This is a genomic window from Amycolatopsis sp. NBRC 101858, assembly GCF_030269325.1.
GTDB classification, from domain to species: Bacteria; Actinomycetota; Actinomycetes; order Mycobacteriales; family Pseudonocardiaceae; genus Amycolatopsis; species Amycolatopsis ponsaeliensis.
Genome location: NZ_BSTD01000003.1, coordinates 1,079,733 through 1,104,240, shown reverse-complemented (window position 1 = coordinate 1,104,240; position 24,508 = coordinate 1,079,733). Strand labels below are relative to the sequence as shown.

Genomic DNA, 24,508 nt, shown 5'->3' with positions numbered 1-24,508 from the left:
CCGGGATGGATCTCGTTGCGGGGTGGAACGACACGGCGCGGGACGTTCCCGTGACGGTGCTGCCGGAGTTGTTCGCGGCGCAGGCCGCGCGGACGCCGGACGCCGTCGCGGTGGAGTCCGGGGGTGCGTCGTGGTCGTACGCGGAGCTGGACGCGCGGTCGAGTCGCTTGGCGCGCCACCTGGTGGGGCTGGGCGTGGGGCCGGAGCGGCTGGTGGCGGTGGCGCTGCCGCGGTCGCTGGAGATGGTGGCGGCGGTGCTCGCGGTGGCCAAGGCCGGCGCGGCTTATCTGCCGATCGATCCGGGTTACCCGGTCGATCGGATCGGCTACATGCTCGACGACGCCGCGCCGAGCCTGCTGATCACCGACCGGGCCACGTCGGCGCGGCTGCCGGAAGCGGCGGCCGTGCTCGACCTCGACGACGCCGCCGTGGCCGAGGCCGTGGCGGCCCGGTCCGCCGGCCCGGTCACCGACGAGGACCGGCTCGCGCCGTTGCTGGCCGCGCACCCGGCCTACCTGATCTACACGTCCGGGTCCACCGGGCGGCCCAAGGGCGTGGTGGTCACCCACCAGGGGCTGGCGAGCCTGTCCGCGTACCTGATCTCGACCTTCGCCATCGGGCCGGAGTCGCGGGTCGGGCAGGTGGCGTCGCTGAGCTTCGACGCGGCCGTCATGGAGTTCATGATGTCGTTCCCGGCCGGCGCGGCACTCGTGCTCCCGCCGCCGCGGCAGCTGGCCGGGGAGGTGCTGGCCGAGGCGCTGCACGAGCTGCGCGTCAGCCACGCCCTCGTCGGGCCGGCGTCCCTGGCCGGTGCGGCCCCGGACCAGCTGCCGCTGCTCGAATGCATGATGGTCGGCGGCGAGGCGTGCCCCGGTGAGGTCTGCGCCGAGTGGTCGCGGGACCGGCGGATGTTCAACGCCTACGGGCCGACCGAGGCGACGGTGGCCGTGACGCTGAGCGGGCCGCTGTCCGGCGCGGACGCGCCGCCGATCGGGAAGCCGATCTGGAACGCCCGGGTGCACGTGCTGGACGAGCGTCTCGAAGAGGTGCCGCCGGGCGTGCCGGGCGAGCTCTACATCGCCGGCCCGGGGCTGGCGCGGGGATACCTGAACCAGGCCGGCCTGACCGCGCAGCGGTTCGTGGCCTGCCCCTTCGGCACCGGGGAACGGATGTACCGGACCGGGGACCTGGCGCAGTGGCGGGAAGACGGCGAGCTGGAGTACCTGGGCCGGGTGGACCAGCAGGTCCAGGTCCGCGGGTTCCGCATCGAGCCGGGCGAGATCGAGGCCGTGCTGGCCGGGCAGCCCGGAGTGGCCCAGGCCGTCGTCGTGGCCCGGGAGGACCGGCCGGGCGACCAGCGCCTGGCGGGCTACGTCGTGCCCGCGCCGGGGAGCCGGGTGGACCCGGCCGGGATCCGGGCCGCCGCGGCCGCCGTGCTGCCCGGCTACATGGTGCCCGCCGCGGTGGTGGTGCTGGACGCGCTGCCGCTGACGGTCAACGGGAAGCTGGACCGCAAGGCCCTCCCGGCACCGAAGTACGCCGCCGGGACCGGCCGGGAGCCGTCCACCCCGGCCGAGGAGATCCTGTGCGAGCTGTTCGCCGAAGTCCTGGGCGTGGACCGGGTCGGCGTGGACGACAGCTTCTTCGACCTGGGCGGCCACTCGCTGCTGGTGGCCCGGCTGATCAGCCGGGTGCGCTCGGTGCTCGCGGTGGAGCTGGAGATCCGGACGGTGTTCGACCACCCGACGGTCGAGCTGCTGGCCAAGTCGCTCGACGGCGCCGGGCAGGTGTGGCCGGCCCTGGAGCGGGCCGACCGGCCCGAGCGCCTGCCGTTGTCGTTCGCGCAGCGCCGGTTGTGGTTCCAGGCGCAGCTCGAAGGGCCGAGCACGACCTACAACGTGCCGTTCGCGTGGCGGCTGCACGGGCCGGTCGACGCCGACGCGCTGCGCGCGGCACTGGGTGACGTCGTCGGGCGGCACGAGGCGTTGCGGACGGTCTTCCCGGCCGTGGACGGGCAGCCGTACCAGCGGGTGGTCCCGGCCCAGCACGCGGTGCCCGGGTTCACCGTGGTGCGGGCCGACGAAGCCGGCTTGGCCGCGCTGATCGAGCAGGCGGCCCAGCACGTGTTCGACCTGGCCGAAGAGCTGCCGGTGCGGGCGTGGCTGTTCGAGCTGGGCGACGACGAGTGCGTGCTGGAGCTGCTGACGCACCACATCGCCAGTGACGGCTGGTCGCTCGGGGTCCTGCTGCGGGACCTGGGCGAGGCGTACCAGGCGCGGCTGGCCGGTCACCGTCCCGAGTGGACGGACCTGCCGGTGCAGTACGCGGACTACACGCTCTGGCAGCGGGGGCTGCTGGGCGGCGAAGACTCCGGCGACGACAGCGTGCTGGGCCGGCAGGTGGCGTACTGGGAGTCGGCGCTGGCCGACCTGCCCGAGCAGCTGGACCTGCCGTTCGACCGGTCCCGCCCGGCGCATCCCTCCCACCGCGGCGGGCACGTCGGCGTCGAGGTCGACGCCGGGCTGCACCGCGGGCTGGTGGAGCTGGCGCGCGAACACCAGGTGACGGTGTTCATGGTGCTGCAGGCCGGGCTCGCGGTCCTGCTGTCGCGGTCCGGGGCCGGCACCGACATCCCGATCGGCGTGCCGGTGGCCGGCCGCGGCGGGGACGAGGCACTGCACCAGCTGGTCGGGTTCTTCGTCAACACGCTGGTGCTGCGGGCGGACCTGTCGGGCGACCCGAGTTTCGCGGAGCTGCTGCGCCGCGTCCGCGACCGGGACCTGGCCGCGTACGCGCACCAGGACGTGCCCTTCGAACGGCTGGTGGAAGTCCTGAACCCGGTCCGGTCGGCCGCGCACCACCCGCTGTTCCAGGTGATGCTGGCCGCCGACGAGGACACCAGCCGCGAGTGGCGGATCCCGGGCCTGCGGGCGCGGGACCTGGAACTGGCCGGGAGCTCGGCCAAGTTCGACCTGACGCTGACGTTCCGGTCGCGCCACGAGCCGGACGGCGCCCCGGGCGGGATCAGCCTCGCGCTGGAGTACGCGGCCGACCTGTTCGACCACGGCACCGTGCGGGCGCTGGCCGGGCGGCTGATCGCGCTGCTGGGCCAGTTCACCGCCGACGCGGGCCTGCGGGTCGGCGACGTCGACCTGCTGACGGCGGCCGAGCGGGATCTGGTCGTCACGAAGTGGAACGACACCGCGCGGGACGTTCCCGTGACCGTGCTGCCGGAGTTGTTCGCGGCACAGGCCGCGCGGACGCCGGACGCCGTCGCGGTCGAGTCCGGGGACGTGGCGTGGTCGTACGCGGAGCTGGACGACCGGTCGACCCGGCTGGCGCGTTACCTGGTCGGCTTGGGCGTCGGGCCGGAGCGGCGGGTGGCCGTCGCGTTGCCGCGATCGCCCGAGATGGTGGCGGCGGTGCTGGCGGTGGCCAAGGCCGGCGCGGCCTACCTGCCGATCGACCCGGGGTACCCCGCCGACCGGATCGGCTACATGCTCGGCGACGCCGACCCGGTCGTGGTGCTCACGAACCGGCAGGCCGGGGCGGACCTGCCCGGCCGGGACCGGCTGGTCGTCCTGGACGACCCGCGGGTGGCCGCGGTGGTGGCCGACCTGCCCGGCGGCACCGTCGCCGACCAGGACCGGCTCGCGCCGTTGCGGGCCGCCCACCCGGCCTGGGTGATTTACACGTCCGGCTCCACCGGGCGGCCCAAGGGCGTGGTGGTCAGCCACCAGGGGGTGGCGAACCTGGCCGCGTTCATGGTCGCGACGTTGGCCGTCACCCCGGCGTCCCGGGTGGCCCAGCTCCTTTCGCTGAGCTTCGACATGTCGCTGCTCGAGCTGCTCTCGGCGTTGTCGTCCGGGGCGTCGCTGATCCTGCCCCCGCCGGGGCAGCTGTCCGGCGACGCACTGGCCGACACGCTGCGGGAGCTGCGCGTCAGCCACGCCGTGGTGGCGCCGGCCGCCCTGGCCGGGGCGGCCCCGGACAGCCTGCCCGAGCTGGAGTGCCTGGTCGTCGGCGGCGAGGCCCTCCCCGGCGAGATCGTCGCCGAGTGGTCGGCGGGCCGGCGGCTGTTCAACGCCTACGGTCCGACCGAGACGTCGGTGTGCACGACGATCAGCGGGCCGCTGTCGGGCTCCGGGGCCCCGCCGATCGGCGGGCCGAACTGGAACGTGCGGGCGTACGTCCTCGACGGCCGGCTCGCGCCGGTGCCGCCGGGCGTGGCCGGCGAGCTCTACCTGGCCGGCCCCGGCCTGGCCCGCGGGTACCTGAACCAGGCCGGGCTGACCGCGCAGCGGTTCGTGGCCTGCCCCTTCGGTGCCGGGGAACGGATGTATCGGACCGGGGACCTGGTGCGCTGGCGCGACGACGGCGAGCTCGAGTACCTGGGCCGGGTCGACCAGCAGGTCAAGGTCCGCGGGTTCCGGATCGAGCCGGGTGAGATCGAGGCCGTGCTGGCCGGGCAGCCGGGGGTGGACCAGGCCGTGGTCGTGGTCCGGGAAGACCGGCCGGGCGACCGGCGGCTGGTCGGCTACGTGCAACCGCAGGCCGGCCACGCGCCGGACCCGGCGCAGCTGCGGGCCGCCGCCGCGCGGATCCTGCCCGGGCACATGGTGCCCAACGCGGTGGTGGTGCTGGCCGCGCTTCCGTTGTCGCTCAACGGGAAGCTGGACCGCAAGGCCCTGCCCGAACCGACGTTCACCACCGGGGCCGGCGGCGCGCCGGCCACGCCGCTGGAAGAGCGCCTGTGCGAGCTGTTCGCCGAGGTCCTCGGGGTGGAGCGGGCCGGGGTCGAGGACAGCTTCTTCGACCTGGGCGGGCATTCGCTGCTCGCCGCCGTGCTCGTCGCCCGGCTGGAAGAGCAGTTCGGCATCACGATCAGCCTGCGGGACTTCCTGGCCGACCCGTCCGTGCGCGGCATCACCCAAGGGAGGAACGAACGATGATGGACCTGGCCGCCGGCGGCGTCACCCTCTACTCGACCTGTCGGTCCAGCATCGGGTACAACGAGCGGGACCACCTGCGCAAGCTGCTGGAGATCGCCGGGTGGGCCGACGAGGCGGGCTACCGCGGCGCCTTGATCTACAGCGACAACACGTCGGTCGACTCCCTGATGGCGGCCCAGGCGGCCCTTGCGAACACCGACAGCTTCGTGCCGCTCGTCGCCATCCAGCCGATCGACCTGAGCCCGTTCGCGCTGGCTCGCGCGGTGTCTTCCCTGGCGCACCTGTACGGCAGGCGGATCGACATCAACTTCGTCAGCGGCGGGTTCAGCCGCGATCTCGCCGTCCAGGGCGACACCGTGTCGCACGACGACCGGTACGACCGGCTCACCGAGTACGCGACGATCGTCCACAAGCTGCTCGGCGGCGGCATGGTCACCTTCGCCGGCGAGTACTACAACTTCCGCCGGGCCCGCCTCACCACTCCGGTGCCCCACGAGCTGCTCCCCAAGGCGTACGTGTCCGGCTCGTCGACCGCGAGCCTGAACGCGGGCGAAGCGCTGGGCCTGAGCCAGCTCTCGTTTCCGCTGGTGCCGGAGGACTTCGTCCGCCCGGAGCTGCGCAAGAACAAGTTCGGTTCCGGCATCAGCGTCGGCATCATCGCGCGGGACGACTCCGCCGAGGCCTGGCGGATCGCGCACGAGCGGTTCCCCGCCGACCCCGAAGGGGCCGCGAGGATGAAGCTGCTGCTCGCCGCCGGGACGTCGTCCTGGCAGCCCCAGCTCGCGTCCGTGCCCATCCCCGACGAAGCGGGCCAGCCGTACTGGCTGGTGCCCTTCCGCTACCACCACACGTTCTGCCCGTACCTGGTGGGCAGCCACGACGAGGTGGCGCAGGCGCTGGCGACGTACCTCAAGGGGGGCATCCGCACGTTCGTCCTCGACATCCCGCGGGAAGCGGAAGACCTGTGGAACGCGCGGATCGCGCTCGAGCGCGCGGTCACCGCGATCGGCGGCGCGGGGTCGGCCCCGCATGCCGCCTGACCGGACGCGACGGTCTCCGCCTTCATCCGAGGCGGCCTGACGGGAAACCGGCGACGCCCACCAGGCGTCGCCGGTTTCCCTTTGCACCGAGCCATTTCGAGCAATCGATTCGATAGTGCCTTGCCGTCTCATGGGGCGGTGTCTAGGTTCCGGTGATGCGTTCGGGACTGCTGATGGTGGCCTTCGAGGCGGACGACCGGCTTGACCGGCACGCTTCTGGGCCGGCCTGCTCGGTCAGGAAGTCGTCGAGGACGCCGGCGGTGTGCTGCTACCGGGCGGGACACCCAGCTCGGCCTGCGGTTCGTCCCGGGCCGCGCCGGCCGGGTCGGCGCGAACCGGAAGCACCTGCACCTGACCAGCGCCGACCTCGACGACCAGCGGCGCGCGGTGGCCACGGCGGTCAGGCTCGGCGGCCGCCCACGCCGACGTCGGGCAGCGGCCCGAGGAGGGGCACGTCGTGCTGGCCGACCCGGCGGGCTACGAGTTCTGCGTGATCGAGCCCGGCAACGGCTACCTCGCCGGGTGCGGCCCGCTGGGCGAGCTCACCTGTGCCGGCACTCGGCAGGTCACCGCGCGGCGGCACGAAAGTCGCGTGGGACACCTGGGATGGCACGCCCGTGGCGCCGAACCGGCAGCGTTTCGAGCTGCTCCTGACGGACTGCGACCAGCGGGCGGCGGTCGACGCGCTGATCTCGGACCGCGGACGATCGGCCGGTGAAGACACGGCAGCACCACGAGGAAAGGGCGCCGGGAGTGCTCCCGGCGCCCTTTCCTCGTGGCTTCCGCTCAGGGGGTGAGGATCGTGAAGCCGTTCGCCGGGTGGGTGCCGTCGGCCAGGGTCCGGAACACCGCCGCGATCGCGTCGGGACCGGTGCGGGCCGTGACGGTCAGCCAGGACTCGGTCGCGTCGATGAACTCGTCCTCGGCCGCGTGGTAGCGGGCGAAGAACGCGTCTTCACCCTCGGCCTCGATCGTCGCGCCCTCGACCGCCGGGGTGAAGAACAGCTCCGGCGCGGGGTCGGTGAGCTCCGGCGGCGGCTGCGCGCCGTGGGTCCAGCCCAGCAACGCGATGTGCACCAGGCCGGCGCGGAACCGGCCGTGGATGGCGGTCAGCACCGCGGCGTCCCCGGCGAGGTCGACGCACAGGACCGGACCGGCGGGCACCGCCGGCAGCTCGTCGTAAGTGGCCACCTCGTCGAACAGCCCGAGCCCGGTGAGGAATGCGGCGTGGTCGCCGCCGGTGAGCCCGATCGTGCGCACGTTCGCGGTGCCGCGCAGGCGGTGCGCGATCCCGATGGCCACCTTGCTCGACGCGGAGGTGACGAGCACGGTGAGCTCGCCGTCACCCGCCTGGCCGGCGACGAAGTCGGCGACGTGGAAGGACGCGGGGTAGATCGGCCGCAGCAGGGCCCGGCGGTCGTCGCGGTGGTCGGCCGCGCCGGCCGGCTGGAACGTGCGGTACCAGGGGTGGGCGAAGTAGCGGTCCGGCGTGGTGTCCACGAACCCGCGCGAGGCCGGCTCCGGCCGGACCACGTGGTGGCTCGACGACGGCAGGAACCCGAAGAACCGGTCGCCGGTCGCGTACCCGGGGTGGTTCGACCGCGTCACGCGGGCGAAGCCCCACAGCGGAAGCCGGCCCAGGACCGGATCCGGGGCGGGGAAGGCACTCCAGAAGTTCAGCGGCGGGATGGCACCCCACCGCGCGTAGGTCACGTTGTTCATGGTCAGCGCCAGCCGCTCGACCGCGAGCTCGACCTCGCCCGCCTCGAGCTCCGCGGCCGCGGCTTCGCGCACCTCCTTGGCCGCGAGATCATCGCGCTTGAACAGCAGTTCCCATCTTGCCGCTTCGGTCATCCGTGTTCTCCTTGCCGGATCGGCTGGCCGCGTGGCCATACATCGGGCTCAATGGTGTCTTCGGCGTCGGCCGCACTGCATCTTCCGCAGTGCGATGCGCGACACCGATTCCGCCCGGCGAATCGGAATTCGCCGGGCGGAATCGGGTCGGGCGGGGTGCGGCGGGATCAGCTCCCGGCGTGCGCCGTGATGAACTCGGCGACCGAACGCGGACGCAGATCCACCCAGTTCTCCCGGATGTGGTCCAGGCACTCCTCGCGCCGGCCCGGCCCGTGCACGACGGTCCAGCCCGCGGGTGCGGGTGCGAACGCCGGCCACAGCGAGTGCTGGTTCTCGTCGTTGCGCAGGACGGTGTAGTTGGAGTCCGGCTCTTCGAACGGGTTCGCCATCGGTCTCTCCCTCCGGCTCAGGCCGCCGCGGCGGCGTCGTCGATGTGGTCGGCCAGCCCGGCCACGGTGGGGATGTCGAACAGCACGTTGATCAGCAGGTCGACCCCGGCCTCGGCGCGGATCCGGCTGAGCAGCCGCATCGCGGCCAGCGACTGGCCGCCGAGGTCGAAGAAGCTGTCGTCGATGCCGACCTGGGCGACCTCGAGCACCGAGCTGAAGATCGCGCAGAGCTTCTCCTGCAGCGGCGTTTCCGGGGCCCGGTAGGCCGACGCGGCCTCGAAGTCGGGCTCCGGCATCGCCTTGCGGTCGAGCTTGCCGTTCGACGTCAGCGGAAGCGACTCCAGCTGGATAAGCGCGGCCGGGATCATGTAGTCGGGCAGCGTTTCCCTGGCGTGCGCCCGCAGCGCCCCCAGGTCGATGTCGCCGGACTCCGGCACGACGTACCCGACCAGCCGCTTCTCGCCCGACTCGAGCACGCGCACCACGACGACGACCTGCGCGAGCCCGGGGTAGCTGCTCAGCGCCGCCTCGACCTCGGCGAGCTCGACCCGGAAGCCGAGGATCTTCACCTGGCTGCTCGCCCGGCCGACGTACTCGATCAGGCCGTCGTCGTTGCGGCGGGCCAGATCCCCGGTGCGGTACATGCGGGCGCCCGGCTCGCCGAACGGGTCCGCGACGAACACCTCCGCGGTCAGGTCCGTGCGGCCGAAGTAGCCCCGCGAGACACCGCGGCCGGCGATGTAGATCTCGCCCTCGATGCCCCTCGGCACCGGGGTGAGGCGCTCGTCGAGGATGTGGATCGTGACGTCGTCGAACGCGTCCCCGACCGGCACCAGCGTGCCGGGCCGGTACGACGAGGTCAGCGGGTGGTGCGCGGAGAACAGGGAGCACTCCGTGACCCCGTACATCGCCCGGATCACCAGGTCCGGGCAGGCGTCGAGCACCCGGCGCACCGCGTTCGGGGCGATCACGTCGCCGCCGGTGAGGATCTCGGTCAGGCCGGTGAACGTCTCGAGCGACTCCTCCGCGAGCACCCGGAACAGCCCGGCCGTCAGGTGGATCCCGGTGATCCGCTCGCCCGCGATCAGCTCGCGCAGCGTCGCCGGCGTCAGCTGCCCGGGCGGCGCGACGACGATCCGGCCGCCGTGCAGCAGCGGCATCCAGATCTCGTAGGTGGACACGTTGAACGCGTACGGCGCCACCATCAGCACCCGCGCGTGCCGCTCGACCGTCCACTGGGTGTTGAAGATGAGCCGCACGACGTCCCGCTGCGTCACCGCGACGCCCTTGGGGTGGCCGGTGGAGCCGGACGTGTGGATCACGTAGGCCAGCTGGTCCGGGTGGATCGGCACCGACGGGTCGGTGGCCGGCTGCCCGGCGGTGGCCGGGTCGTCGTCGACGACCACGACCGGCACGCCGCCCGGCAGGCCGGCGTCCCGCGTCGTGGTGTCGGCCAGCAGCACCGACACCTCCGCGTGGTCGACGACCCACTGCCGGCGCTCGGCCGGGTAGTCCTCGTGCACCGGGACGTAGACGCCGCCGGCCTTGACGGTCGCGAGGATCGCCACCACCAGGTCGATCGACCGCTCCAGCAGCACCGCCACCCGGTCGTCCTGGCGGACGCCGAGCCCGATGAGCCGGTGCGCGAGCCGGTTGGCCCGCTCGTCCAGCTCCCGGTAGGTCAGCGCGACCGGGCCCGCGGACACCGCCACGGCGTCCGGCGTCCGCGCGACCTGCCCGGCGAACCGCTCGGAGATGACAAATGATTCCATCTGCGTGGTCCCCATCCCTATCCCTAGCCCGCCAGCGTGTCCGGCACGTCCGGCGCGTCGCTGTCGCGGAACGCCCGCAGTGCCAGCGGCCCGTCGAAGATGTCGCGCATGCCGGAGACCCCGGACAGCATCCGGGCGAAGTCGATCTTGCGCGGCCGCAGGCGCTTCGGGTCGATGCTCTGCTGCGCCGCTTCGAAGTAGTCCTCTTTGGACTTCGTGCGGTCGTAGAAGAACCGGACGAACTCCAGCAGCGAGTTGAGGAACTCGCGGTAGTTGCGCTCGTAGCGCTCGTAGAGCGCCTGCTCCTGGTCCGGGTTGCGCAGTGCGAGGTTCGCCGTCTCGAACAGGCCGAGGGAACCGCGCAGCGTCAGGCCGACGCCGGTGGACAGCAGCGGGTCGATGAACGCCGCCGAGTCGCCGACCAGGGCCCAGCCCGGACCGTAGAACTTCTTGCAGGTGTAGGACCAGTCCTTGATCGTGCGGTAGCCGCTGACGCGGGTGGCCGGCGCGGTGAGCGAGGTGATCTCGTCGGCCGCGGCCAGCTCGCTGGCGTGCAGCTCCTCCAGCGACTTGCCCGCCTTCTTGTACTCGTCGATGGGCGTCACGTAGCCGACGCTCACCGTCGAGTCCGACAGCGGGATGAACCAGAACCAGCCGTGCGGGCGGTTCTCGGTGAGCGTGTCGCCCCACCGCGTCCCGCTGTAGCGGTTGCAGTTCTGGAAGTACGCCCAGACCGCGATGTTGCGCAGGTCGTTGTGGTACTCGATGAGGTCGAGCTTGCGCGGGAGCAGGTGCTGCTGACCGGAAGCGTCGATCACCAGCTTCGACCCGACGGTGGTGGGTTCCGCGTCGCCCTTGCGCTGGAACCGCACGCCGACGGCGCGCTCGCCCTCGAAGAGCACGTCCTGGACCGTGGCCTCCTCGATCACCAGCGCGCCGAGCTCACGGGCTCGGCCCAGCAGGACCGAGTCGAAGTCGGCGCGGCGGACCTGGAAGGTGTACTCGTACTCCGAGGCCTCGGTGAACCGGAAGTCCCAGGCGCCCTGGTTGCGGCCCCACATCAGGGTGCCGCCGTACTTGCGGACGTAGCCCATCTTGTCCAGTCGCTCACGCAGGCCGAGCGCCTCGATCGTCGGCATGGACCCGGTGATGAGCGACTCGCCGATGTGGTAGCGCGGGAACTTCTCCTTCTCCAGCACGAGGACCTTGTGCCCCTGCTGCGCCAGCAACCCCGCGGTCGCCGAACCGCCGGGACCCCCGCCGATGACGACGACGTCGAAATGTTCCTTGTCAGCCATTACCGTGCTTCCTCCGTCACGTCACGTGCTTCCGGTTTCCCAGGGGCGACGCCGCTGGATCTCGACCGCTTCGTACTGGACTTCCGTCCACGGTGGCCCACCGCGCGTCCGGGCCGCATCTCCCGGATTGTCGAGCCCGGCGAACCGCGCCGGAGCGGGGAACAGCGCGTTCCAGGAGACGTGCTTCGCGGCGGAGACGGGCGAGCATTCGCCAGGAGCGGACCTTGCGGACAGCAGTGCTCAGGCCGCGCTTCGCGCGTTTCAGAGAGCGGGTTCATGATGACTTTCAGTCCTGTCGCGTACGCCAAGGAGCACGTCCCGCCGGCGGGGCCCCAGCGGGCGTACGTCCTGGGCTACGCCATGGGGATGCTGGCCAACGGCGTTTTCCTGCCGATCTACGTGCTCTACTGCACCCAGATCGTGGGGATCTCGAATTCGGGGACCGCGCTGGCCATCGCGGTCGGCGGGCTGGTCGGCCTGCCGCTCACCACCTACGCGGGAGATCTCGCCGATCGCCTGGGGCCGCGCCGGGTGGTGTTGTTCGGGCTGGCCGGACAGCTGACCGGGATGGGCAGTTACGTGTTCATCCAAGGGTTCTGGTCGCTGCTGATCCTCATCGTGTGCATGAACGTCTTCGCGTTCACGTACATGGCTTCCGAAGGCGCGCTGATGCGCCGGATCGGCGGCGCCGAGACCATCACCTTCCGCAGCCAGGTCCAGTCGATCGGGAACATCGGCCTCACCGTCGGCGCGCTCGTGTCCGGGATCGGCATTTCGATCGGCACCCCGTGGGCCTACCGCGCGATGTTCCTGTTCTGCGCGGCCGCCTACGTGGTGGACGTCTTCATCACGCTCAGGATCCCCGACTACAAGCCGCTGCCGAAACCGGAAAGCACCGGGGAGGCGAAGGTCCGCCGGTACATCGTGTTCCGGGACAAGCCGTTCATCGCCTTCGCGCTGGTTTCCGGGGCCCTGTCGATGTCGATGCTCGTGGACAACATGCTGCTGCCGGTGTGGATCGTGGTGTACACGTCCGCGCCGCCGTGGACGGTCGCCGTCGTCTACGTGCTCAACACCGCGATGGCCATCCTGCTCCAGATGCGGCTCAGCCGGAACGTCAAGACCCTGCGCCAGGGCGGTTCGGCCCTGCTCCGCTGCGGCGTGACGCTGATCATCGGCTACCTGATGATGGCGCTGATGCCGGGGCAGACGCCGATCCTGGCGACGGTCCTGCTCCTCGGCGGGGTCGCGGTGTCCGCCGTCGCGCAGATCTGGCTGGTCTCCGGCCGGTTCGTGTTCGAGTTCAACCTGCCGCCGGCGCACGCACAGGGGCAGTACGACGGGTTCCTGAACATGATCACCACGCTGAGCATGACCGTGGCGCCGCTGGTGCTGCTCGGGGTCGTGGCCAACCAGGGCTTCGCCGGGTGGATGGGGCTCGGCGTGGCCTTCCTGCTGCTCGGGCTCCTGGGCCCGGCCATCGCGGCGTGGGGACTCCGCACGCGCCCGCCGGCGGACGCGGTGGCCGAGCCCGCCGCGGGAGACGAAATCATGGCGACAGCCGGAATGGACGACAGCAAATGACCATCGAACAGCACCGCCCGAGCGCCGAAGCACCGGCCGGGCGCCCGCTTTCGGCCAACGAGGAGTTCCTGTACGCGTTCGACCGGGGTGACGACCTCGGCGTGTTCGGCCCGCGGGGCCTCGTCCTGGGCGGCTGGCGCCTGCACGGGCGGCTGGACACGGCGGCCGTGCAGCTCGCGCTGGACGACGTCGTCGCGCGGCACGAGGTGCTGCGCACCGCCATCGTCAGGGACGCCGAAGCTCCCTACGCCCGCGTCCACCCGCCGGGCCCGGTGGAGCTGACGGTCGTCGACCTTTCGGCGACACCGGAGGCCGACCGCGAGCGCCGGGCGCACGAGTTCCTCGACGAGGTCGACCGGGTCGGCAGGCTCGCCGCCCACCAGCGGCCGTTGCTGCAGGCCAGGCTGGGCCGGTTCGACGGCGACGACGCGGTGCTCGTGCTCGTCACGCACCACACGGTCAGCGACGGCTGGTCCATGAACGTGCTCATGCGCGACTTCGTCGGCTGCTACGCGACGCGTCGCGGGCTGAGCGCGCCCGAGCTGCCGAAGATGCGCCAGTACGGCGAGTTCGCCGCCTGGCAGCAGCAGGCCCGCCTCAGCGAGTCCACCGCCCGCGCGCACGAGTACTGGAAGACCAAGCTGGCGGGCGGGACGTTCCTCACCCTCCCCACCGACCGGCCCCGGCAGCTCGACGTCCCGCCGGTCTATTCGGTGTACCGGTTCCTGTTCGACGAAGAGCTGACCCGGGCCGTCACCGCGCTGGCCAAGTCGCTGCACAGCTCGCCGTTCATGGTGCTCTACGCCTGTTTCAACCTGTTCCTGCACCGCAGGACCGGCGTGAGCGACGTCGTCTCGCCGATCATCACCTCCGGCCGCCGGGAGCCCCAGTTCGAGCAGACGGTGGGGGCGCTGTTCAACTTCCTGCCGATCCGGACCGACGTGTCCGGCTGCCCGAGCTTCGCCGGCCTGGTGCACCGCACCCGGGCCGCGTTGCTGGAGGCGTACTCCTACGAGCTGCCGTTCAACGACGTCATCGCCCAGTCCGACCCGGAACTGATGCGCGGGCCGACCTCGAACGTGAACAGCGTCATCACGGCGTTCCAGATCTCCCAGTTCCCGCCGGAGCTGGAAACCGAGGGCGTCGGCGACATCAGCTACACCGGGCTCCGCCGGCGGCTGAACTCATCCGACGACGTCTCGGAGATCCCGGACGGCAACCTGTGGGACTTCTACCTGGACCCGGCGGGGGACGTGGTGGGGCACGTGCGGTTCAACAGCCGCGACTTCGACCGGTCGACGATCGTCGCGATGGTCGACGAGTACCGGGAGCTGATGCTCGCGTCGCTGAGGTCCCCGGCTTCGGCGCTGGCGCGGTAGGAATCCCGCGAGAGCCCCGGCCCGGGGAAGGGCCGGGGCTCTCGTCGTTTCCGGTCCGGGGAAACAAAAGAGGCGCTTCCGTCGGGTTCGGACGGAAGCGCCTCTTCGTGGTTTCCGGGTCAGCGGCCCTCGACCAGGTCGAGCACCACCCTGGCCACCTCCGGTGTCACGGCGTCGGGCCGTTCCGCGGGCGGCGGCGGGGTGATCCGGCACCGCTGCGGACCGGTCCCGGGCACCACGAACCCGGGCTCGTCGGTCAGCACCGAGATCGCGACCGCCTCCGACGGCACCTTCACGGGCTGGTCGTTGCGGCAGGCCAGCAGGAAGGCGAGCCAGGTCCGGTACGACACCAGCAGCTCGGAGAACGCCAGGGGCGCCTTGCTCAGGCCGAGCCGCTTCGCCAGCCCCGCCAGCCCCTCGTTCATGAGCTGTTCCATCCCCGCGATGCACGACCACGGATCGCCGTCCAGGTCCGGGAGGGGCAGATCGGCCACGCCCAGCTTTCCCTGGAACTCCGCGAACCGCTCGGTGACGTGGGCCGTGCCCGGCCAGGTCGGCTGCACCAGGATGGCGGTGACCTCCCGATCGCCGGCCAGCCGGTCGGCGATCTGCAGCGACAGGGCCGCGGCGCTGCAGTGGCCCACGACGAACACCCGCCGGTCGGGTGCCGCTGCCGGTTCGGCGGCGCGGAACAGGGCCGCGGTCTCGTCCGCCAGTTCCGGCACGGCGGCGTAGAGCCGGTCGCCGGAGACCGCACCGCGGGGGTCCACCTGGTGGACCGAATGACCGGCGGCCGCATCGCTCACCAGCTTGCTGAGCCGCGGCGCCGCGGTGAGCGGCTGGAAGTCGGCAACCAGGATGGCCGCCCCGTCCCCGGAGCTGAGCCGGCTGCACAGTGGTCTGGTACCCACGACGGCCTGCATCGAAGTGTCCTTTCCTCGGGCGCTTCAGCCCTTCAGCAGCAGCGGGACTTCGGCGGGCCCGTTGAAGATGAACGTCGCCGCGGGCTTCAGCTCGGTGGCCGGGACGGCCAGCTTGAGGTCGGGGAACCGCTCGAACAGCGCCGGGAGCGCGACCAGCGCCTCCATGGTGGCCAGCGCCGGGCCGAGGCAGCGGTGCCGGCCGTACCCGAAGCCGAGGCTGCTCTTGTCCTCGCGGGTGATGTCGAACTCGTCGGCGGTGTCGCCGTACTTCGCGGGGTCGCGACCGGCCGCGAGGTAGTTGATGAGCACCAGGTCGCCCTTGGCGATGGTCACCCCGCCGATCTCGATGTCCTCGAGCGCGCAGCGGAACGGCATCGAGCCGACGGCGCCGTCCTTGCGGACCTCCTCGTCCCACGCCGCTTCCCAGCTCGCCTCCCCGGCGAGGATCGCGGCGAGCTGGTCCGGGTGCGTGAGCAGGTCGACCAGCGTGTGGCACAGGACGTTGGCCGTGGTTTCCGTGCCACCGCCGATGAGCAGGTGCACCGAGCCGACGACCTCTTCGTCGGTGAGGGGTGCCTCGTCGTCTTCCGTCGCCTTGATGATGATGGTGGTGAGGTCGTCGCCCGGCTCACGCCGCTTGGTCTCGACCAGCCGGCCGAGCGCCTCGTGCCACTGGTGGAGGTTGGCCTCGGCCTCCTCGGCGGTGTTGTCCGTCTTCGCGTTCACCTGGGCGCCCTGCAGCATGGCCTGCTGGTCCTCTTCGCGGATCCCCAGCAGGTCGCAGACGAGGATGGTCGAGAGCGGGTAGAAGAACCGGCCCTTGACGTCGACCACCTCGTCGGCGGGCACCGTCGCGAGCTCGTCGAGGAGGCGGTTCACGATGCCCTCGATGATCGGCCGGGACTTCGCCACCTGGCGGCTGGTGAACGCCCGCGCGACGAGCTTGCGGAGGCGGTCGTGCTCCGCGCCGTCCCGGGTCTGCATGTTGTCCATGGCGACCCAGGTGAACAGCTCCCAGTCCTGCGGCACCCGGCCCGCCTGGAACTCGGGCCAGTTGTCCTTGGTGTTCTTCGCGATCCGCGGGTCGACGAGCAGCTGCCTCGCCTCTTCGTAACCGGTCACCGACCACGCGGTGTATCCGCCGTGCAGTTCGACCTGGGTGACCGGACCGCGGGCGCGCAGGTTCTTGTTCTCCTGGTGGAGGTCACTGCCGCTCCGGTCCAGTACGTACGGGCACTTGTCCATTTCTTACTCCACAACTGCCGGCGACACCGGAAAGGTACAAAGGCTTGGGGGGTGCTGATCCCGGCCGGGACAGGAATCTCTTGAATCATCCGCACGTTCCGCGCCACCGGCGTCTCGCAGGCTGCTCCGCATCGGCGCAATCGGGAGGTTGCCGGGCCGGAACCCGGCTCGCGCCACCGGGTTCGGCAACTTGGGATACGCGGTGGGCGGGACGCGGCTGGTTGACTCGGTGACACCGTTCGGTTTTACGAGTCCCGTGAGGAGAGTGCTGAGCCTTGTTCACCACTGAGGCGATTGCCGCACCGGCAGAAGGTGCCCCGCTCGGGGCAGCGACGATCGAGCGTCGCGAGGTCGGGCCGCAGGACGTGCTGATCGACGTGGCGTACTGCGGGATCTGCCACACCGACATCCACCACGTGCGCGGGGAGTGGGGGCCGCAGCCCTACCCGCTGGTGCCCGGCCACGAGATCGTCGGGACCGTCAGCGCGGTCGGCGCGGAGGTCACGCGGTTCTCGCCCGGTGACCGGGTCGGGGTCGGCTGCATGGTCCGCTCCTGCGGGGACTGCGCGAGCTGCGAGGCCGGGCAGGAGCAGGACTGCGCGGGCATGGTCGGCACCTACGCCGGCACCGACGCCGACGGCACGATCACCCAGGGCGGCTACGCCGGGAAGATCGTGGTGGGCCAGAACTTCGTCCTCCGCGTCCCGGAAAACCTCGACCCGGCCGGTGCCGCGCCGCTGCTGTGCGCCGGCGTCACCATGTACTCCCCGCTGCGCCGCTACGGTGCCGGCCCCGGCAAGAAGGTCGCCGTGCTCGGGCTGGGCGGCCTCGGCCACGTCGGCGTCAAGCTCGCCGTCGCCATGGGCGCCGAGGTCACCGTGCTTTCCCAGACGCTGAAGAAGCTCGAGGACGGCCAGCGTCTCGGCGCGGCCCACTACCACGCGACCAGCGACGCCGACGCCATCGCCGGGCTCGCCGGCCGGTTCGACCTCCTGATCAGCACCGTCACCGCGGCCCCCGACGTCGCCACCCTGCTGTCCCTGCTGGCTCCCGGTGGCACCCTGGTGAACGTCGGCCTGCCCGGCGAACCCCTGGTCCTGCCCGCCTTCTCGCTCGTCATGGGCCGCAAGACCCTCGCCGGCTCCCTGTTCGGCGGCATCGCCGAGACCCAGGAGATGCTCGACTTCTGCGCGGCCCACGACGTCACCGCGGACGTCGAGGTCATCACCCCCGACGCCGTCAACACCGCCTACGAGCGCGTGCTGGCCTCCGACGTCCGGTACCGCTTCGTCATCGACACCGGCAGCCTTTCCTGACCCGCATGGGGAAAGCCCTGGGGTGAGCACGCTCCTCGCGCGAGGAGTGCTTCCACACCAAGGGCTTTCCCCATGCGCGTCTCCGGGACACGTCACTCCCGGCGCTCGCCCGGGCACCCCGCGCTTGCAATTCCAGAAGGCGAGGTGGTGTGTTCCCCCGTGCGAAACTCCTGGTGCTGCCAATCACGAAAGCAGGAGCAGGGAGTAGATCCATGTCGCAGGAAGCAACCCTATCCCGCTCGGGGCCATCCCCGGCGCGAAATCTGACCACGCGTTTGCCGTCGCTGACCGGACTCCGGTTCATCGCGGCGTTGATGGTGTTCGCCTTCCACGCGATCGTCCTGGCTCCCTTCGCTTCGGAAGGCGCTCAGACCGTCACGAACACTCTGTTCGGCAGCGGCGGCTTCACCGGCGTGACCTTCTTCTTCATCCTGAGCGGTTTCGTCCTCACCTGCGCCGTGCGGCCGCGGGACAGCGCCCCGAAGTTCTGGCGCAGGAGGTTCTTCAAGATCTACCCCAACCACCTGATCACCTTCGCGGTCGCGCTCATCCCGGTCACGGCGATCACCGGCACGGTGCTCCAGGGCGGCTGGCTGAACGCGTTCCTGCTGCAGAGCTGGAGCCCGAGCCTCGAGGTCCGCACCAGCTTCAACCCGGTCGCCTGGTCGCTGTCGTGCGAGCTGCTGATGTACGCCGCGTTCCCGTTCATCATCAAGCTGGTCAACAAGGTCCGGCCGGAGCGACTGTGGCTCTGGACGCTCATTTCGGCCGCCTCGGTGCTGTCCCTGCCGAGCTTCGCCAAGCTGCTGCCGGCCGGCAACCAGTTCCCGCAGGGCTTCAGCGACCTCGAGCTGTGGTTCGTCTTCCACTGCCCGGCGGGGCAGCTGCTGACGTTCATCTTCGGCATCTTCATGGCCAAGGTCGTGCTCGCCGGGCGACGCCTCCCGCTGAAGCTCGGCGGAGCGGTCGCCCTGACCGTCGGCGCCTACTTCGTCACCCCGCTGTTCGGTCCGCTCTACCAGTTCAGCGCGGTCATGCTGATCCCGCTCGGCCTGCTCATCGCCGCCGGCGCGCGGGCCGACCTCGATCGGCTGCCGACGTTCCTCGGCACCCGGCTGATGGTCTGGCTGGGCGACATCTCGTTCGCCTTCTACATGTGGCACCACCTGGTGCTCGTCACCGGCCACAACCTGCTGGGCCAGGGCGAGAACTGGAGCACGCTGACCTCGGCCGCGGTGCTGGCCCTGCTGTTCGCGGTGACCCTGCTGCTGTCCTGGGTGACCTTCAAGTTCGTCGAACAGCCCATCATGAAGCGGTTCGCCACTTCCCGGCGCGGGCGCGGCGCCGCCGTCATCACGTCCGTCCCGACCGGAAACCAGGTCGATCGCGCCGCCTGAGCGCGGTGGCCGTACGCAAAGGGCGCCCGGAGCGATCCGGGCGCCCTTCGCCGTCAGTCCCGGCCCGGCGCCGGAATCCCCGCGGCCACCAGCTTTTCGGTGATCGGGGTCAGCGCGGCCACCAGCTCGTCGAGCTCGGCGGGCGAGAGAGCGTGGTACGGCGGGGTGGCCAGCTCGTCGGTGAGGGCTTCGACGTGCTGCTTGGTCTTGCGGCCGGCGTCGGTGAACCAGCCGTCTTCGTCGACGAACCCACGCTCGCGCAAGCCGGCCATGACCGCGGCCAGCCGCTCCTTCGGCAGGTGGTGGACGCGCCCGAACGACTCCGGCGGGTGGATCCCCATCTCCAGCGCGGACAGCACGTGGGCCTCCGTGCCGCCGATGCCGGCGCCGACCAGTGCGGCGATGTGCCCGTCGCACCGGTGCTCACGCAGCATGGTCGCGGAATGCCACAGCCGGGCGACCGGGTCGCCGGGCACCGGCTGGGCGCGCATCCCGGCGTACATCATCCGGCCTTCGGTGGGCGCGCTCGTCGCGGCCTTGGTGGTCAGGTCGGCGGCGCGCAGCACGCCGGGGGAGCCGGCCGCTTCGCCGAGGATCCGCCGCAGGGAGGCCGCGCTGCCCCGCTCCCGCGCGGCGACGGACGCCTCGGGCGGGATCGTCTCCCACGCGCTGGGTATGTGCCGCGCGGCCTCGCCGTCGGCGAAGCTGTAGAAGGCCGCGTGCACGACGTGGGCCGGCACCCGCCCGAGCGGCGCGGCGCGGCTGGCGAAATAGCCGTCCCAATAGGTGCGGTGGCCGAGCGCGGCCAGCTCCTCGTTGCATTCGTCGGCGAAGAAGGTGACCAGGCAGATCGGCTCGAGGAGCTCGAACATGCGACGGGCAAGGCAAGTCATGACGGACATCATGCACGCGGTCACGCTCCGTTGACCAGGTCGGTAGCCGGGAGTCCCGCCTATCGTGCACTTCGCGGCCGTCGGCATCTCCGAAAATGCGGAGTTCCTTGACAGCGAACGGTCCTTTCCTCGCGGAATCCGCGAAGAAAGGACCGTTCGGTGGTGCGCGTCAGCCGGCCAGGAGGTCGTCCGGGGTCACGGGCGGGTAGGCGAGAGCCGCCGCGTTGTAGCGGTCGAGCAGCCGCTGCGCTTCTTCGGTCGCCGCGCGGAACCGGGCCGCCGGCTCCGCGTCCCGGAGCAGCACGTCCTCCATCGCCTCGGTGAGGACGATGTTGATGCCGTTGAGGTTGCCGACCATCGGGCCGGCCGCCGCCGGGGTCCGCTCCGCCGACGTCACCTGCGCTGTGGCGCTCCGGAAACCGGGGAAGGGGTCGGTCCAGTCGTCCGCCGTCGTCCGCTCGTAGGCCGCCTGCGTGATCGGCAGCGAGGTCATGGGGTTCCCGGGAACGCTGATCCGGGCCACCGCGTGCTCCGCGTCGAGCTGGTGCTGGAGGAAGGCGAGGGCACCGTCCTCCTTCTCCTTCGGCAGGCCCGCGGCCAGGAAGAGGGAATGGCCGCCGAGGGGACCGCCGGGGGAGCGGTGCTCGTCCGGGCGCGGCAGCTGGCCCGCCGTGAGCTCGAAGCCGGCTTCGGCGGCCATGCCGACCATCATCTGGCCGACGGCCGAAGACGTGACCACGAACGCGATCTCCTGCCGCGCGAAGGCCTGCATGCAGGTGAAGTAGTGGAGTTCCTCGGTCGGGAGGTAGTGGCCGCTGTCGAGCATCTCCTTCCACCAGCTCGCGTAGCCGAGCATTTCCGGCGAGTCCAGGAAGACCCGGGTGGCGCGGCCGGTCCGGCCGTTGCCGCCGTTGGTGAGCAGCGCGCCCTGGCCGGCGAGCTCCTGGTGGAACACCCAGCCGTAGTTGGGCCAGCTGACGCCGTGCCCCGGCCCGTCCGGCAGCGCGGCGACGGTGGCGCACGCGGCCGTGAGGTCCTTCCATGTCACGGGCATCCGCTCGATCCCCGCGCGGTCCAGCACGGTTTTGTTGGCGTACAGGAGGTTCGTCGTCACCATGCTCGGCACGGAGACCAGTTCACCGCCGACGCTGTAGTACTCGCGCACCGTGGGCACGAGGTCCTCGACGACCACCGGCTCCCCGAGGATCTCGGTCCGGCCGCCGATCGCGCGCTGGATCGGGACGAACATCGGCGCGCCGTCGGCCGCGCGCGTGTCCAGCGCGGTCTGCGTGGACGAGTACGTGTACTCCACCACGTCCGGCGGGTTCCCCAGCGCGATCGCTTCGGCGACCGTCTCGGGCATCAGGTGCACCTCGACCCGGCGGATGCGCACGTCGTACTCCGGGTGGGCCCGGTTGAACGACTCGGCCGCGAGCACCAGCGGGTCGCCGAAGCCGGGCAGCGTGCTGTTCGGGCTTTCCGTGATCCATAGCTCGATGACTGTCGTCACGCGAATCCTCCGCCGTTGTGCGACTTGCCGGACGTCTGCCCACGGTGCCAAGCCTGGTCCGGCCGGTCGGCCATCGCCAGGATCAGGTCGATGTAGTCCGAACCCCAGCTATCGACCGTGCTCGCGTCGACCGCGCTGGGTTCGTACTCGACGACACACCGGAATTCGCCCGCGGGGACGACGAGGAAGGTCCAGATGAACGCGCCGCGGCGGAACGAGGACGGCTGTTCTTCCGCCAGGGTCACCGGTTCGACGCTGGTGGTGAACTCGGTGTCCTCGTGGTCCGCCGGCGAGCTGATGTAGTTGAACCCGGCCGGCAGGGCCAGCGGATCGCCGGACCCCTTCATCAGGTCGGGGTACATCTCGAGGATCGACCCCAGGGGCAGCTGGTGCTGCTGGGCTTCCGCGCTCGCCTTGCGGGCCCGGAGCATGAGGTCGGCGAAGCTCTCGCATTCGCCGAACTCCAGGCGGACGGGCACGAGGTTGGCGAAGAACCCGATGGTGTCGTAGAACTCCCGCGCCGGCCGGCCGCTGTTCACGGTCAGCAGGGTCAGGTCGGCCCGGCCGGAGATCTTTTCCACGAGCGCCATGTACGCGGCCAGGAAGACGTGCCAGACGCTGCACCGGTGCCGGGCCGCGCTCGCGGTGACCTCGGCGAGGGTGTCCGGATCGATGGTGAAGTTCCGCACCTCGGCCCGCGGTGCCTGGGTTTCGGGGCTGAAGGGCCGGTCGGTGGGCATCGTGCACATCTCGGCACCGGCCAGCTTGCCCTGCCAGAAGCGCCGGGCCGCCGTCGCCCGCTCGCCCCGCAGGAACTCCTGTTCCCAGGAAGCGAACTCGCGGTACGGAACCGGGCTCGGCAGCGTGTGCGGCACCCCGGTCACCCGGGCGCGGTAGCAGGCCGCGATTTCGCGGCGGAGCACGCCGATCGACCAGCCGTCGCTGAAGAGGTGGTGGGACAGGAGGGTGAGCACGGCGTCGTGGTCGTCGAACCGGTGCAGGGTGGCGCGCAACGACGGCGTGTCCGCGAAGGACATCGGCTCCTCGTTCAATGCGGTCAGCAGCTCGATGGCGAGCTCGTCGCGGGAGCGGCCGGGAGCCGGCGCGACGTCGTGCACGGCGAGCGGAACCGGCATCGGCGGCAGCACCACCTGGACCCCGCGCATCCCGTCGGTCTCGTCGTAGTCGAGCCGGGTGCGCAGGGCTTCCTGCCGTTCCACGACTTCGTCGAGCGCGCCTTCGAGCGCGTCGACGCGCAGTTCCCCCTTGATGCGGAGGGCGAGGGCGACGATGTGCTTGGTCGAGCGGCCCAAGCCGTCCGGGTCCAGCTGCCGCGAACTCAGCGGATACACGTCCACAGTGGAGCTCCATACTCTATCGGGAGAGGTCGGGTACCTGCCAGCCGTCCAGGTCGTACTCGGCGAGGCAGCGGTCGACGAACGCGCGGTACCCGTCCAGCTTCCCGTCGCCGATCTGGCCGCGCAGCAGCTCGATCCTGGTGTTTTCGTGGTTTCCGGTGTAGTTGAGCTCGTAGAGTTCGTGCCGGCCGCCGAATTCGGTGCCGACCGCGTCCCAGAGCAGCTTCATCACCTTCACCCGCTCGACCGCGCCGACGCCGTGCGAGCCACGCAGGTAGGCGTCCAGGTACGGCCGGATTTCGGCGTTGTGGAAGTCGTCCGCGCCCGAGGGCAGGTAGATCAGCCCGCTCGCGATGTCCTGGAGCACGATCTCCTTGACCCGGGCGTAGCCGACCTGCGAGAACCACCGGTAGGCCATGATGTAGTCCGGGTTGGGCAGGACCGCGCCGTCCCGCCACACCACCGGGTTCCGCGCCGCCGCGTCGGACAGGCCCCAGAACAGGTTCCGCCAGGCGAGCACCTCGCCCAGCCGGGCCTGCACGCCGTGGAAGCCGGCGGCGCCGGTGATGTCCAGGGCCTTGGCCAGCAGCCCGGCGATGAACTCGAGCTTCACCGCGAGCCGGGTGCAGCCGTGGAACATGGCCCGCTCGAAGAACCCGGAATGCCCGCTGAACATGCCGACCTTGACGGCGTCGCCGTAGATGAACACGTTCTCCCACGGGATCAGCACCTTGTCCAGCACCAGGATGGCGTCGTTCTCGTCCATCCGGGAGGACAGCGGGTAGTCGAACGGGCTGCCGGTCGCCTCCGCCGCGGCCGAGTAAGACTGGCGGCAGATCAGCTTCAGCCCGGGAGCGTCCATCGGCACGGTGGCCACGATGGCGAACTTGCGGTCCTTGATCGGCAGGCCGGTGTGGGCGATGAAGTTGTAGTGCGTGAGCGCGGAGTTCGTCGCGACGACCTTCGCGCCGGTCACGACCACGCCGCTGTCGGTCTCCCGCTCGACGTGCACGAACACGTCGCCGACCTGGTCCGGTGGCCGGTGCCGGTCCACCGGCGGGTTCACGATGGCGTGGTTCCAGTAGAGGACCTTCTCCTGCGACTCCCGGTACCAGCGCCGCGCGTTGGCGGCGAAGGGGTTGTAGAACTCGGCGTTCGCGCCGAGCGTGCCGAGCAGCGAGGCCTTGTAGTCCGGGCTGCGCCCCATCCAGCCGTAGGTCAGCCGGGACCACGTGGCGATGGCCTGCTGGTCGGCGACCAGGTCGGCGGCGCTGTGCGGCGTGGTGAAGAAGCGGTGCGTGTAGCCGTCGGAACCGTCGGCGTCGGTGGCGGTGGTGAGCACGTCCCGGTGCTCCGGGTCGTGCAGCGCGTCGTAGAGCCGGGCGATCATCCGGGCCGGGTTGCGGAACGCGGGGTGCTCGGTGACGTCGTCGACCCGCTTGCCGTGGTGGAAGATCTCCCGCCCGTCGCGGATGCTCTCGAGGTACTCGGCGCCGGTCAACGGCCGTGTCATGGCATTCTCCGGTTGGGCTCGGCACATTCGGCTGGGGTCGGGAAAAGAACACGCGCGGCATTTTCGCGGGGTCGTTTTCGCGCTC

Annotated in this window: 16 protein-coding genes; 6 read left to right on the top strand and 10 right to left on the bottom strand. The window is 71.1% G+C overall.

Annotated features, from left to right (window positions below):
• The first annotated feature begins 5 nt into the window (after window positions 1-5).
• Both QSK39_RS28295 and QSK39_RS28290 read left to right on the top strand, forming a co-directional pair.
• Window positions 6-4,952: a non-ribosomal peptide synthetase gene (locus tag QSK39_RS28295; protein WP_285480838.1), complete on the top strand. Its 4,947-nt coding sequence runs from the start codon at window positions 6-8 to the stop codon at window positions 4,950-4,952.
• The gene (locus tag QSK39_RS28290; RefSeq protein WP_285480837.1) at window positions 4,949-5,992 is read left to right on the top strand and encodes an LLM class flavin-dependent oxidoreductase; all 1,044 of its coding nucleotides are present in this window, start codon (window positions 4,949-4,951) and stop codon (window positions 5,990-5,992) included. Before QSK39_RS28295 ends, QSK39_RS28290 begins: the two co-directional genes overlap by 4 nt.
• A gap of 786 nt (window positions 5,993-6,778) precedes the next feature.
• On the opposite strand, the gene QSK39_RS28285 is transcribed toward QSK39_RS28290, so the two are convergent.
• The 4 genes from QSK39_RS28285 to QSK39_RS28270 all read right to left on the bottom strand — a co-directional run bounded on the left by QSK39_RS28285 (window position 6,779) and on the right by QSK39_RS28270 (window position 11,305).
• Entirely contained in the window at window positions 6,779-7,846 is a 1,068-nt protein-coding gene (locus QSK39_RS28285) for a DUF2855 family protein (RefSeq protein ID WP_285480836.1), read from the bottom strand.
• Window positions 7,847-8,013: 167 nt separating this feature from the next.
• The gene (locus QSK39_RS28280) at window positions 8,014-8,235 is read right to left on the bottom strand and encodes an MbtH family protein (RefSeq protein ID WP_285480835.1); all 222 of its coding nucleotides are present in this window, start codon (window positions 8,233-8,235) and stop codon (window positions 8,014-8,016) included.
• Between the two features lie 17 nt (window positions 8,236-8,252).
• Window positions 8,253-10,007: a non-ribosomal peptide synthetase gene (locus tag QSK39_RS28275; RefSeq protein ID WP_285480834.1), complete on the bottom strand. Its 1,755-nt coding sequence runs from the start codon at window positions 10,005-10,007 to the stop codon at window positions 8,253-8,255.
• 23 nt (window positions 10,008-10,030) lie between these two features.
• The gene (locus tag QSK39_RS28270) at window positions 10,031-11,305 is read right to left on the bottom strand and encodes an NAD(P)/FAD-dependent oxidoreductase (protein ID WP_285480833.1); all 1,275 of its coding nucleotides are present in this window, start codon (window positions 11,303-11,305) and stop codon (window positions 10,031-10,033) included.
• Between the two features lie 279 nt (window positions 11,306-11,584).
• On the opposite strand from QSK39_RS28270, the gene QSK39_RS28265 reads away from it, so the two are divergent.
• Together QSK39_RS28265 and QSK39_RS28260 are read left to right on the top strand one after the other, a co-directional pair.
• Window positions 11,585-12,889: an MFS transporter gene (locus QSK39_RS28265; protein ID WP_285480832.1), complete on the top strand. Its 1,305-nt coding sequence runs from the start codon at window positions 11,585-11,587 to the stop codon at window positions 12,887-12,889.
• Window positions 12,886-14,268, top strand: coding sequence for a condensation domain-containing protein (locus tag QSK39_RS28260; RefSeq protein WP_285480831.1), 1,383 nt, complete (start codon window positions 12,886-12,888; stop codon window positions 14,266-14,268). The genes QSK39_RS28265 and QSK39_RS28260 overlap by 4 nt, the downstream gene beginning before the upstream one ends.
• A 119-nt stretch (window positions 14,269-14,387) precedes the next feature.
• On the opposite strand, the gene QSK39_RS28255 is transcribed toward QSK39_RS28260, so the two are convergent.
• Together QSK39_RS28255 and QSK39_RS28250 are read right to left on the bottom strand one after the other, a co-directional pair.
• A complete protein-coding gene (locus QSK39_RS28255; protein WP_285480830.1) occupies window positions 14,388-15,179 on the bottom strand; it encodes a hypothetical protein in 792 nt (263 codons plus the stop codon).
• A gap of 36 nt (window positions 15,180-15,215) precedes the next feature.
• Entirely contained in the window at window positions 15,216-16,436 is a 1,221-nt protein-coding gene (locus QSK39_RS28250) for a cytochrome P450 family protein (protein WP_285480829.1), read from the bottom strand.
• Window positions 16,437-16,711: 275 nt separating this feature from the next.
• Between QSK39_RS28250 and QSK39_RS28245 the strand changes: the two genes are divergently transcribed.
• Together QSK39_RS28245 and QSK39_RS28240 are read left to right on the top strand one after the other, a co-directional pair.
• Entirely contained in the window at window positions 16,712-17,752 is a 1,041-nt protein-coding gene (locus tag QSK39_RS28245) for an NAD(P)-dependent alcohol dehydrogenase (RefSeq protein ID WP_285480828.1), read from the top strand.
• 275 nt (window positions 17,753-18,027) lie between these two features.
• The gene (locus tag QSK39_RS28240) at window positions 18,028-19,149 is read left to right on the top strand and encodes an acyltransferase family protein (RefSeq protein WP_285480827.1); all 1,122 of its coding nucleotides are present in this window, start codon (window positions 18,028-18,030) and stop codon (window positions 19,147-19,149) included.
• 53 nt (window positions 19,150-19,202) lie between these two features.
• Here QSK39_RS28240 and QSK39_RS28235 read toward each other — a convergent pair whose 3' ends face one another.
• The 4 genes from QSK39_RS28235 to QSK39_RS28220 all read right to left on the bottom strand — a co-directional run bounded on the left by QSK39_RS28235 (window position 19,203) and on the right by QSK39_RS28220 (window position 24,423).
• Complete coding sequence (locus QSK39_RS28235) at window positions 19,203-20,042, bottom strand: SCO6745 family protein (RefSeq protein WP_502873313.1); 840 nt, start codon at window positions 20,040-20,042, stop codon at window positions 19,203-19,205.
• A gap of 169 nt (window positions 20,043-20,211) precedes the next feature.
• The gene (locus QSK39_RS28230) at window positions 20,212-21,552 is read right to left on the bottom strand and encodes an extracellular solute-binding protein (RefSeq protein ID WP_285480825.1); all 1,341 of its coding nucleotides are present in this window, start codon (window positions 21,550-21,552) and stop codon (window positions 20,212-20,214) included.
• Window positions 21,549-22,910 carry a condensation domain-containing protein gene (locus QSK39_RS28225; protein WP_285480824.1) on the bottom strand — a complete coding sequence of 454 codons (1,362 nt, stop codon included), beginning with the start codon at window positions 22,908-22,910 and terminating at the stop codon, window positions 21,549-21,551. Before QSK39_RS28225 ends, QSK39_RS28230 begins: the two co-directional genes overlap by 4 nt.
• Window positions 22,911-22,926: 16 nt before the next feature.
• Window positions 22,927-24,423, bottom strand: a complete 1,497-nt coding sequence (locus QSK39_RS28220) for a 4-hydroxyphenylacetate 3-hydroxylase family protein (protein ID WP_285480823.1) — start codon at window positions 24,421-24,423, stop codon at window positions 22,927-22,929.
• Between the last annotated feature and the right edge of the window lie 85 nt (window positions 24,424-24,508).

Coding starts and splice junctions, on each gene's coding strand:
- QSK39_RS28295 (WP_285480838.1), top strand. CDS start 6: ATGGATCTCGTTGCGGGGTGGAACGACACGGCGCGGGACGTTCCCGTG.
- QSK39_RS28290 (WP_285480837.1), top strand. CDS start 4,949: ATGATGGACCTGGCCGCCGGCGGCGTCACCCTCTACTCGACCTGTCGG.
- QSK39_RS28285 (WP_285480836.1), bottom strand. CDS start 7,846: ATGACCGAAGCGGCAAGATGGGAACTGCTGTTCAAGCGCGATGATCTC.
- QSK39_RS28280 (WP_285480835.1), bottom strand. CDS start 8,235: ATGGCGAACCCGTTCGAAGAGCCGGACTCCAACTACACCGTCCTGCGC.
- QSK39_RS28275 (WP_285480834.1), bottom strand. CDS start 10,007: ATGGAATCATTTGTCATCTCCGAGCGGTTCGCCGGGCAGGTCGCGCGG.
- QSK39_RS28270 (WP_285480833.1), bottom strand. CDS start 11,305: ATGGCTGACAAGGAACATTTCGACGTCGTCGTCATCGGCGGGGGTCCC.
- QSK39_RS28265 (WP_285480832.1), top strand. CDS start 11,585: ATGACTTTCAGTCCTGTCGCGTACGCCAAGGAGCACGTCCCGCCGGCG.
- QSK39_RS28260 (WP_285480831.1), top strand. CDS start 12,886: ATGACCATCGAACAGCACCGCCCGAGCGCCGAAGCACCGGCCGGGCGC.
- QSK39_RS28250 (WP_285480829.1), bottom strand. CDS start 16,436: ATGGACAAGTGCCCGTACGTACTGGACCGGAGCGGCAGTGACCTCCAC.
- QSK39_RS28235 (WP_502873313.1), bottom strand. CDS start 20,042: ATGACTTGCCTTGCCCGTCGCATGTTCGAGCTCCTCGAGCCGATCTGC.
- QSK39_RS28220 (WP_285480823.1), bottom strand. CDS start 24,423: ATGACACGGCCGTTGACCGGCGCCGAGTACCTCGAGAGCATCCGCGAC.